Annotated in this window: 9 protein-coding genes; 1 reads left to right on the forward strand and 8 read right to left on the reverse strand. The window is 48.5% G+C overall.

From position 1 onward, the window contains the following. Positions 1-10: 10 nt before the first annotated feature. The 4 genes from opp3b to LSE01S_RS07665 form a co-directional block, all read right to left on the reverse strand. Positions 11-940, reverse strand: a complete 930-nt coding sequence (gene opp3b / locus LSE01S_RS07650) for an oligopeptide ABC transporter permease (protein WP_061777046.1) — start codon at positions 938-940, stop codon at positions 11-13. Between the two features lie 195 nt (positions 941-1135). Beyond that, positions 1136-2761 carry a peptide ABC transporter substrate-binding protein gene (locus LSE01S_RS07655; protein WP_061777047.1) on the reverse strand — a complete coding sequence of 542 codons (1626 nt, stop codon included), beginning with the start codon at positions 2759-2761 and terminating at the stop codon, positions 1136-1138. Between the two features lie 377 nt (positions 2762-3138). Beyond that, on the reverse strand, positions 3139-4764 hold the full coding sequence (locus tag LSE01S_RS07660) for a peptide ABC transporter substrate-binding protein (RefSeq protein WP_061777048.1): 1626 nt from the start codon (positions 4762-4764) through the stop codon (positions 3139-3141). Positions 4765-5027: 263 nt separating this feature from the next. Continuing rightward, on the reverse strand, positions 5028-6665 hold the full coding sequence (locus tag LSE01S_RS07665) for a peptide ABC transporter substrate-binding protein (protein ID WP_061777049.1): 1638 nt from the start codon (positions 6663-6665) through the stop codon (positions 5028-5030). Between the two features lie 185 nt (positions 6666-6850). On the opposite strand from LSE01S_RS07665, the gene hflX reads away from it, so the two are divergent. Then, on the forward strand, positions 6851-8140 hold the full coding sequence (hflX, locus tag LSE01S_RS07670; protein WP_061777050.1) for a GTPase HflX: 1290 nt from the start codon (positions 6851-6853) through the stop codon (positions 8138-8140). A 53-nt stretch (positions 8141-8193) separates the two neighbouring features. Here hflX and LSE01S_RS07675 read toward each other — a convergent pair whose 3' ends face one another. From LSE01S_RS07675 to LSE01S_RS07690, 4 genes are read right to left on the reverse strand one after another with little or no spacing between them, the layout of a single operon-like run. Beyond that, complete coding sequence (locus tag LSE01S_RS07675; protein WP_061777051.1) at positions 8194-8856, reverse strand: amino acid ABC transporter permease; 663 nt, start codon at positions 8854-8856, stop codon at positions 8194-8196. Positions 8857-8869: 13 nt separating this feature from the next. Continuing rightward, entirely contained in the window at positions 8870-9508 is a 639-nt protein-coding gene (locus LSE01S_RS07680) for an amino acid ABC transporter permease (RefSeq protein WP_061777052.1), read from the reverse strand. Next, a complete protein-coding gene (locus LSE01S_RS07685; RefSeq protein ID WP_061777053.1) occupies positions 9505-10341 on the reverse strand; it encodes a transporter substrate-binding domain-containing protein in 837 nt (278 codons plus the stop codon). Before LSE01S_RS07685 ends, LSE01S_RS07680 begins: the two co-directional genes overlap by 4 nt. A 16-nt stretch (positions 10342-10357) precedes the next feature. Beyond that, complete coding sequence (locus LSE01S_RS07690; protein ID WP_061777054.1) at positions 10358-11098, reverse strand: amino acid ABC transporter ATP-binding protein; 741 nt, start codon at positions 11096-11098, stop codon at positions 10358-10360. Between the last annotated feature and the right edge of the window lie 153 nt (positions 11099-11251).

Raw genomic sequence — 11251 nt, forward strand, 5'->3', positions numbered from 1 at the left:
TATTTACCTCCTAGTTAGCCTTTCCTGTAATCCGAATCCGTGGGTCAACGATTCCGTAAAGGATATCGGTGAACAACAGAACGACACATAGCATGAATGAGTAGACAATCGTCAATCCCATGATAGTTGGGTAATCGTTAGTCAACACGGACTTAACGAATTGTTCCCCAATCCCAGGAATAGAGAAGATGTTTTCAACAACCATGGATCCCGTCATGATGTTAACCGCTAACGGACCGACGATCGTGATTAGAGGAATTAAACTGTTCCGCAACGCGTGATGGAAGATCACACCAGTCTTGCTCAGCCCCTTGGCTTTCGCTAACTCAATGTAATCCGAACTCAACACGTCGACCATTTCGGTTCGGACGAACCGGGCCGATTCAGCCAACGGTTGCGCTCCCAAGGCCAATGTTGGCAACACCGTGTAGATGAAGCCACCCCATTCAGCGATTGGGAACCAACCGGCCTTTAACCCCAAGTAATATTGAAGTAAGACAGCCAAAACGAAGGAGGGAATTGAAATCCCTAAGATTGAAACAACCGTCGTGGTTGAATCAACCCAAGTGTTTTGTTTCATCGCACCGAAGGCCCCAACGATAATCCCAATGACGACACCGACGACCATAGCTTGCAGCCCAATCTGTAAGGAAGGCCCGATCCGACTTGAAATCAAGTAAGAGACCGGTTGATCGCTGAATTGGAATGAGGTCCCGAAGTCCCCCTTAACCGCACCAGCGAGGTACAGAAGGTATTGCTGCCATACGGGTTTGTTCAGGCCATATTGTTCGTAAATTAACGCAATTTGACTCTTGGACAACTTCGCTTGGTTGGTCAGTGGCGTCCCGGGTAACAACTTCATCAGGAAAAACGTCACGGTAATAACGATGAATAAGGTCAGGATCAGATAGAAGATCCGCTTTGCTAGGTACTTTGCCATTTGTTTACCTCTCAATCAGTAGACTTATTCGTTACCGTTAAGTTGTTAAACTTAACAAGAACTCCACGAAAACAACAAGATGATAAATGATTGCAATAATATCGAAAAGTAAGGACCAACTCGCGTCAATCCTTACTCCCCGATAAAGCTTATTATGTCGGCGAACCGACGAGTAATAACAGAATTAATCGTGGCTTACTTAGAAATGTAAGCTTTACTGAAGTCCCAGTTGGCGCCGGTTGGGAAGTAAATTAATCCCTTAACATCGGACTTAACCAATTGTGCCTTACCTTGTTGGTAAACCGGGATAATCCCTTGGTCGTTGAGGATGGTCTTTTGGGCATTGACCATGTCGTTCCAACGAGCGTCAGCATTGTTGGCATCCTTACCACTTGCGGCCTTAACATACTTGTCGTAAGCAGATGAAGACCATTTCCCGTTGTTGTAAGAGTTACCCGAGGTGAACAAGGATAAGAAGGAGATTGGGTCAGGGAAGTCGGCACCCCATGCAGAGATAACGGCATCGAATTGGCCATTTTGTGAACGACTCAAACGGGTCTTGAACGGTAAGTTACTGTTCGTGACCTTGATGTTGCCTAACTTAGCCCATTGACTTTGGACAAACTCGGCGGAGTTCTTACCAGCCGGCGTATCGTCAGCAAGTAAGGTCAAGGAGTAGTTTGACCGACCAGTTTCCTTCAAGGCTTCCTTCCAAAGCTTCTTAGCCTTGGTTAAGTCTTGTGTGGTCGCTGATGGTACCGCAGCATCATCGTTGAAGTCCTTACCATTCTTAGTTGCTAAACCGGTTGAAACGAGGCCATCGGCAGCAGTTGAGCCGTCTTGCAAGACCTTGTTGACAAATTGCTTCCGGTCGATAGCCAATGATAAGGCTTGACGAGCCTTCTTGTTCTTCATCATTGTATCTTTCTTTTCGTTCATTTCAATGTAGAAGGTTGAAGCACTCTTCCGTTCAACGTATTGCTTGGAGTGCTTGTAGTTCTTAGGTTGTTGGCCACTCAGGTAAGTTGCATCCAACTTGCCACTCTGGTATTGACTCAAAGCCGTTTGTGGATCTTTAATCGTCTTGACGTTAATCTTCTTAAGTTTAACATTCTTGGCGTTCCAGTAGGAAGCGTTTTTACTCATCGTCCAATTGTCAGACGTCCCGGTCCAGTAAGTCAGCTTGAACGGTCCGTTGTAGACGTTGTCCTGGGCCGTGGTAGCATATTTCTTACCGTACTTTTCAACAACTGACTGGCTTTGTGGGAAGAACATTGGGCTAGCAACTAAGGCTGGGAAATAGCTCGTTGCTTGCGTCAAGGTAACGACCACTTTGTAATTACCTTCCGCTTTAATCCCTAAGCTAGAGACGGGCTTCTTTTTAGCAATGATGGCGTTAGCGTTTTTAACTTGCGCATACATGTAAGCATATTGCGAAGCCGTCTTAGGATTAACGGTGCGTTGCCAGGCATAAACGAAATCTTTAGCGGTAACTGGCTTCCCATTACTCCATTTGGATTTACGAAGATTGAAGGTATACGTTTTTCCGTCTTTTGACTTGGAATAGCTCTTAGCCACACCAGGAAGCGTCTTACTATTCTTCCCAAACCGGAGTAAACCTTCACCAGTGTTGTTCATGGTTTCCCCGGAAACCACGTCGGTAGCGGTTGATGCGTCCATTGAAGGTAATGCTGAACTTTCCATCCAATTTAACGTCTGTTTATCTGCTTCTGAACTAGATGACGAAGACCCACACGCCGCTAGGAATACTGCGGAGAACAGCGCCACCGTCCCTAATTTGACTGCCGAATTAATTTTCATTAATATCCAACCCCTCTTAGTTGTTTGAGCAATAAATTGACAACCTCAAATTTGATGTTTCCAATTGTATATTAGAAAACAATTAAAATCAATAACAAAAACTAATTTATTTTAACTTTTCATAAATAAATACCTCTATACCAGCGTTTTAACCGAAAAATTAAAATTTGATTTCACATTTTAAATACGATTATTCGCTATTTTTTGTATAGCATATACAGGTTTATGAGAATTTTTTCGTTCAAACCTTTTAATTATTCAATTTTTCAAAATGATAAAAAATACGAGTCACCCGACAGTTGGTCGGTACACGTACCACCCAGTTAGAATGGCCAAAAAAAGAATCCGGGTTTGGTCCCGGACTCTTGATTTCTAGCTTATTTAGCAATGTAGGCTCGACTGTAATCCCAGTTGGCACCAACTGGGAAGTAGACGACACCCTTGACCTTTGACTTGAGTAATTGCGGAACCCCGGCTTGGTAAACCGGAATGATCCCTTGGTCTTTGAGCAGAACCTTCTGCGCATCGACCAGGTTTTGCCACCGAGCAGCTGGCTTGTTAGCATTCGTTACCGAAGCAGCCTTCATCAACTTGTCGTAAGACTTGTTGGACCACCGACCGTTGTTGTAACTGTTCCCAGTAGTGAAGAGGGACAGGTCGGTTGATGGGTCTGGGTAGTCTGCGCTCCACCCACTAACAACGGCTTGGAATTGGCCATTTTGTGACCGGGACAACCGCGTCTTGTAAGGAATGTTAGAGTTCGTTACCTTGAAGTCAGATAACTTGCTCCACTGACTTTGGATGTATTCAGTGGCACTCTTACCGGCTGGTGTATCGTCGGCTAACAGCGTCAGGGAATAACTCTTACGACCCGTTTCCTTCAACGCCTGCTTCCAAAGTGATTGGGCTTTCTTCAGATTGTGTGACGTAGCGGATGGCACCGTGGCCTCCGAAGCAAAGTCTTTGCCGTTGCGAATAGCTAAGCCACTGGAAACAATCCCAGTTGCGGCCTTAGAGCCATCTTGCATAACCTTGTTCACGTATTGCTTCCGGTCGATGGCCATTGACAAGGCTTGACGAGCCTTCTGGTTCTTGAGCATCGTGTCCTTCCGTTGATTCAATTCAACGTAGGTAATCCGGGAACTGGTCCGTGAATGGAAGTCGTTATTATTCTTGTAGTTCTTTGGTTGTTGACCACTCAACGTGATCGCATCAAGCTTGCCACTCTGGTATTGGCTTAGCGCGGTCTGGGGGTCCTTAACCGCACTGTACTTCACGTGTTGGAGCTTAACAACCTTCGCATTCCAATACTTTTTGTTCTTGGTTAAGGTCCAGTTGTCTGAGGTTCCAGACCATGACGTCAACTTGAAGGGACCGTTGTAGACGTTGGTCTTAGCATTACTAGCGTAATTTTTCCCGTACTTATCAACGGCACCCTTGTTAACTGGGTAGAAACATTGTTGAGCCACTAACGTTGGGAAGTAGCTAACTGGATGCGACAGCGTGACAACCAGCTTGTAATCTCCCGCCTTCTTCACGCCTAAGGCTGACGGATCCTTCTTGCCTGCCATGACGGCGTTAGCGTTCTTAATATCGCCATACAGGTAAGCGTATTGCGACCCGGTCTTAGGATCGACCGTCCGACGCCAAGCGTAAATGAAATCTTGAGCTGTCAGCTTTTCACCGTTGCTCCAGACCGATTTCCGCAGGTTAAAGGTATAGGTCAGCCCATCCTTGGACTTAGAGTAAGTCTTTGCTAACCCTGGCAAGGTCTTGCTGTTCTTACCAAATCGCAGCAAACCTTCACCAGTGTTGTTCAACGTTTCCCCGGAAATAATATCCGTGGCTTTCGCATTATCCATTGAGGCTAATGCTGATGTTTCCATCAGGTTCAAGGTCTGATCCTTGGCCTGACTACTACTGGACGAGTTCCCACACGCTGCAAGAATTACCGTTGCAAACGTGGCGACCGTCCCGAGCTTAATGGCTGATGTAACCTTCATAAACTTCCGACCCCTCTATTATGTAATGCTTGGTAACTTGACGTTGCAAACTATACTAAATTAAAAACAGATTAGAATCAATAGTGAATTTTAATTTCCGGTTACTGCCCTTTCTGATATCGCCGTCATAACAACGTTTTAACTGATTATAATTTATTTTATCTAAGAACTTGATGATAAGGTAAGGGTAAGCTTCAATCGTTTTGATCCAAAAAAAGGCGTGGCACTTTGGCCACACCTTTCGTCAATCATTACTAATCAATCTACTTAGCCATGTACGCGCGGCTGAAGTCCCAGTTGGCGCCAACCGGGAAGTAGACCACGCCTTTGACGTTACGCTTAACCAATTGGGGCTTACCTTGTTGATAGAACGGAATAATCCCTTGGTCTTTCAACAAGACTCGTTGGGCCTTAATCAGATCTTGCCAACGCTTACCGGTCTGGTTGGCATCGACACCGGTAGCGGCATCGATCAACTTGTCATAGGTCTTGTTAGACCACTTGCCTTCGTTATAGGAGTTTCCCGTTGTAAAGAGTTGCAGGAAGGTAATTGGGTCGGCAAAGTCGGCCCCCCAAGCAGTCACAATACTGTCAAAGTCTCCACTGGCACACCGAGCAAGCACCGTCTTATAGGGTACATTTGCATCGGTAACCTTCAAACCAGGTAACTTAGCCCATTGACTTTGAACATATTCAGTCGAGCTCTTGCCAGCAGCCGTATCATCCGCCGTCAAAGTCATCGAGTAACTCTTGCGCCCCGTCTCCTTTAAGGCTTCTTGCCACAGCTTCTTCGCCTTGGCCAAGTCTTGGCTGGTGGCAGATGGGACCTTAGCGGAAGCCGCGAAGTCCTTGCCCTTATATGAAGCCAGTCCATCCGTAACTAAACCAGTCGGTGCAGCCGACCCATCATCCATAATTTTATTGGTAAATTGTTCCCGGTTAATGGCCAAGGAGAGGGCTTGACGGGCCTTCTTATTCTTCATCATAGTGTCCTTACGCTGGTTCACTTCGATATAAGAGGCCCGTGAACTGGTTCGGGAAACGTACTCTTGGCTATTCTTGTAGTTCTTAGGTTGTTGACCGCTCAAGTAAATTGCATCCAACTTACCACTTTGATATTGACTCAAAGCCGTTTGGGGATCCTTGACCGTGTTAAACGCCACCTTGTTTAGCTTGACGTGCTTGGCATCCCAGTAACTGGCATTCTTAGAAATTGTCCAATTATCGGAGGTCCCCGACCAGGAAGTTAACTTGAATGGTCCGTTATAAACATTGTCCGCGGCGTTGCTGGCATACTTCTTGCCATAGTGATCCACGACCTTTTGGTTTTGGGGGAAGAAGGTGGTTCCAGCAACCAGGTCTGGGAAGTAGGAAACCGGATGGGTCAGTGTAACCACCAATTTGTAGTTTCCTTCCGCCTTGATACCAAGATTAGAGACCGCCTTCTTATGCTTCATGATCGCATTTGCATTTTGAACATCGCCGAATAGATAGGCGTATTCCGAGGCGGTCTTAGGGTTCACCGTACGTTGCCAGGAATACACAAAATCCTTGGCCGTTACGGCATCCCCATTACTCCACTTAGATTTGCGAAGATTAAAGGTGTAAGTCTTCCCATCCTTAGATTTGCGGTAACTCTTGGCTACCCCAGGATGTAGACTGGTCTTTTTACCAACCCGCAGTAGGCCCTCACCCGTATTGTTCAACGTTTCCGCGGAAACCGCATCCACGGATTTTGAAATATCCATCGTTGGCAAGGCCGAGTTTTCCATCCAGGTTAAGGTTTGATCCTTGGCCTGGGCCTGACTGTTGCTGGTACTTGACGTGGTCCCACAAGCTGCTAAGACACCCGCTGCTAAGGTTGCCACAGTTCCTAACTTTACAACTGAACTAATCTTCATCTAAGGTCCGACCCCTCTAAATTTGTAAACTGATGCTTTTTTCTAAAACCGAGGATCATTCTAGATGATAGGACGATTAAAATCAACCTCAGATTTTAATAATGCAGGTAGACCAATCGTCAAAATTCTTTCAAGTTGCCGGCCATGTTATACTGGTAACAATAACTTTAAAGGAGGGTGATTCTTTGGAAGAAACCCCACGAACACCAGTCATTACGATTGGTTTAAACTCGGGTCAGGCGACGTTCGATTACGCCATGACCGAACTGAAAAACCTGGTGGAAGCCAACAATATGACGGTCGTTGAAGAGATTCAGCAGGCCCTCACCAAGCCCAATCCCGGCACCTACTTTGGAACCGGTAAGGTCGAGGAATTGGCCGCCATCGTGGTCGACGACGGCGTCGACACCATCGTGGTTAACGACGAGCTGTCACCCAGTCAAATCCGTAATTTGGAAAAGGTTACCAAGGCACGAATCATGGACCGGACGGGACTCATTTTGGAGATCTTTGCCAACCGAGCCCAGTCTCGGGAAGCCAAACTCCAGGTTCAATTAGCGATGTTGCAGTACCAACTTCCGCGGTTGCACACCAGTGCGTCGCAACGGCTGGACCAACAAACTGGTAGTGGCGGTGGTGGCGGCTTCACCAACCGTGGTGCTGGTGAGTCACAAACGGAAATGAGTCGGCGGACCATCCAACGATCCATCAACCACGTTAACCATGAATTGAAAGAAATTAATCAGGCAGCCGCCACTCAACGCCAACAACGTGAACGAAATCAATTACCTTCCGTTGCACTAGTCGGCTATACCAATGCCGGAAAATCAACTTTAATGAATGCTTTGGTCCGGCAATTTGGGATGAACGAGGAGAAGCAAGTCTTTGTTAAAAATATGCTCTTCGCCACCCTAGACACCAGCGTGCGGCAGCTCACCTTCCCCGATCAAAAGAAGTTGCTTTTGAGCGATACGGTTGGCTTCGTCAGTCAGTTGCCAACCCAACTGGTCAAGGCCTTCCGTTCCACGTTAGCCGAGGCCGCCAATGCCGATCTGTTGATTCAGGTTGTCGACTATGCCGATCCCAACAAGGCCGCCATGATGGCGACGACGGAACAAACCCTACATGACATTGGGGTAACCGATGTCCCAATGATCACGGTCTTCAATAAGGCCGATCTAACCGACACCAGCTTCCCGAGTCGGGCCGGAGACGCCTTGATCCTCTCGGCTAAGGATACCGATTCCATTGCGTTGTTGACGCAAACCATTAAGGAAAAAGTCTTCCACAATTACGTCACGGCAACCTTCCTGGTCCCCTTTGCCAATGGGGACGTCGTGGCCTACCTAAATGACAACGCCAACGTGTTACAGACGTCGTATGAAGAAACTGGTACCGCCCTGAAGGTCGAACTTCAACAGGCCGATTTTGCCCGTTTCAAGAAATATGTCGTCACGCCCTCAACGAATGACTAAGCCTTAAATAACGAAAGTCCCGCGGATTTCTGATCCGCGGGACTTTTTTACGCTCATGCTCTAGCCTGGCGCCGTTCCAGCCAATGAGCCAGTAACGACAGCAAGAAACAAACAATGAAATACAACGTCGCAACCGCCACGAACATGGGCACAATGTAATTGCTATCTTGGCCATAAATAATCTGCGACCGATACAGCATTTCGGGTAACAGAATAATCGTCGCCAGGGACGTATCCTTTACGAGTGAAATGAATTGACTCACCAGGGCGGGAATCATCTTGACCATGGCTTGCGGTAACACAATATGCCACAGCGCCTGCCAATAAGTCAACCCGTTGGCGCGCGCCCCTTCCATTTGCCCCTTGTCGATCGCTTGAATACCGGAGCGAACAATTTCGGCCAACATGGCCGATTCGAAGATGGTCATCGCCAGAATTGCCGCCACCAGCACCCCGGGACGAATCCCCAGGTTGGGGAGGCCAAAGTACGTAAAGAACAGGATTAGAATCAATGGTAAATTACGGATGACATCGATGATGCCACCAACCGCCGCCGACAGCCCCTTGATGCGTACATACCGGATAATTCCTAGGATCGATCCCAACAAGAAGCTCGCCAGGATTGACACCACGGATACCAACAGAGTCAGGCCCAGGCCACCGAAGAGATACCGGAGATTGGCCGGCGTATAGGCTGCAATAAAATCATGTAACATGCCACTCCCCTCCTTAGGCCAAACGCTTTTCCAGATAACGCATATATGAACTTATGGGTAACGTGATGGCTAAATACAACAGGCCAACCACCGCATAGGTGGCCATGGTCGCCATGGAATCCGAAGCGATGTTATTACCCTGATACATCAGATCAAAACCGCCCACAAAAGCCAACGTCGACGAGTTCTTAACCAGGTTAACGAATTGGTTACCCAGTGGCGGAATCACATAGCGAAAGGCCTGCGGCAAAACAATGACGCGCATGGCCTGCCAGTAGCTCAAGCCATTGGCCCGGGCGCCTTCCATTTGCCCTGGGTCGACCGCCCGAATGCCAGAACGAATCGTCTCGGCAATGAAGGCCGACGTGTAAAGGGACAGCCCGATGGTTCCGGCCACGAAGCCCGTGAGCTTAATCACGTAGAGCGGCACCACCACGTAGAAGAAGAGCGTGATGACCAACAACGGAATGTTGCGAAAGATCTCGATATAGGTGCGAGCGACCCCACGCAACCAGCGTTCCGGCGCCACCTCTAGTAGGGCGACGACGGTGCCCAGTAGCAGGCTGGCCGCCAATGCAATTAGGCTACAGGTTAGCGTATGCCGGAGACCTACCAGGAGCAGACTACCATAGGTATGAATAAGATTTATCATTGTCGGGCCGCCTCCTCGTAATCGAACCCCTTAACAGTATGGAACCACTTGTTGATGAGTCGTTGATACTCCCCATCGCGACGTAAGGTGACCAGTGCCCGGTCAACGGCCCGCTTAAGGGGCTGTTGATTCTTAGCCATGGCAATTCCGTAAGGTTCAGCAACAAAGGTCCCACCGGTCACCACATAGCCGGGATTCTGTAGCGACAGGCCGTAGAGAATGCCGTTGTCAGTCGTCAATGCTTGCCCCTGGCCGGACTTTAATGCCGTCATGGCTTGTGCGTAATCGGTCAATTGGAGCCCCTTGGCGTGGGGTGCGATGGCCAACGCTTTTTCCACCGAATTGGCTCCGACAACCCCCAGAATGGTCCCATGTTGCGCATTCAAATCCCGGATGTTCTTGATCGAACTCCCCTTCTTAACCAACAACGACTGACCCGCATTGAAATAAGTGCTGGAGAAGGCCACCATTTTGGCCCGCTCCGGTGTCTTAGTGACGGTCGCCATGATGGCATCGACATCCCCATTTTCCAGCATCGGCATCCGGGTGGCGCTGGTGACCTGAACAAACCTGGCCCGACCATTGGGCCCAAGAATCTGTTTCGTAATCGCCTTAGCCAGATCAATTTCGAATCCTTTAATCTGGTTGTCCTTGGTATCTAGTAGGCCAAACAACCGAATATCGGCACGGACACCCCAGGTCATGGTCTGATGCTTACGATCCGACTGCAAGACATCTTGGGCCGCCAGCGAAGGATTCCCACAAGCGCTGAGGCCGATCGACAGCCCCAGCACACCAAGGATGCCAGCTAGTATCCTGACCAATCTTCGCATGGGTCTCCCCCCCCTTCTAATGAGTCAAAATTTTACTGAGAAATTGTCGAGCCCGCTCATTCGTCGGTTGCCCGTCAAAGAAGGTCTCCTTGGGATCATCTTCCAAGATTTTCCCATCAGCCATGAAAACCACCCGATTGGCGACCTCGCGGGCGAAGCCCATCTCATGAGTCACCACCAGCATGGTCATGCTAGAATCCCGAGCAATTCCCTTCATGACATTCAAGACATCATCGATCATCTCGGGATCGAGGGCACTTGTCGGTTCATCGAAGAGTAAACACTTAGGATGCATGGCCAACGATCGGGCAATCGCAATTCGTTGTTTTTGGCCCCCTGAGAGTTGTGCGGGGCGCTTCACCGCTTGGTCGGCCAAGCCCACGCGGTCCAACATGGCCAGTGCGGTCCGATGATTCTCGGCCTCATCACGATGAAGGACCAAGCGTGGTGCTAACATGATATTTTCCAACACCGTCTTGTTGGCATACAAATTGAAGTGTTGAAAGACCATCCCGACGTTCTTCCGAATGCGGTTGATGTCCGTGCGCTTCTCCGCCAGATCTTGCCCATTCACGATCAGTTGACCCTGTTGAATCGATTCCAGCCCGTTGATCGTTCGAATCAACGTGGACTTGCCCGATCCAGATGGCCCAATCAAGACCACCGTCTCACCGGCTGCAATGGTGAGATTGATATCGGTCAGCGCGTGAAAGTTACCATAGTATTTCTCGACATGATGAAATTCAATCATCGACATCGTTATCCCTCCTCAGCTAAATCCTAACCAGCGATGGTAACGGTGGTCCCGTCACTTGGGGCCATCCTAGTTGCCTACTCAGCATCGGTCAAAATTGGTTACCGCATATGGTTGGTGACCGAACTATTTAATCCGAAAACGTCACCTGACGGG

Origin of the sequence: Levilactobacillus senmaizukei DSM 21775 = NBRC 103853 (assembly GCF_001592085.1) — a bacterium.
Lineage (GTDB): Bacteria > Bacillota > Bacilli > Lactobacillales > Lactobacillaceae > Levilactobacillus > Levilactobacillus senmaizukei.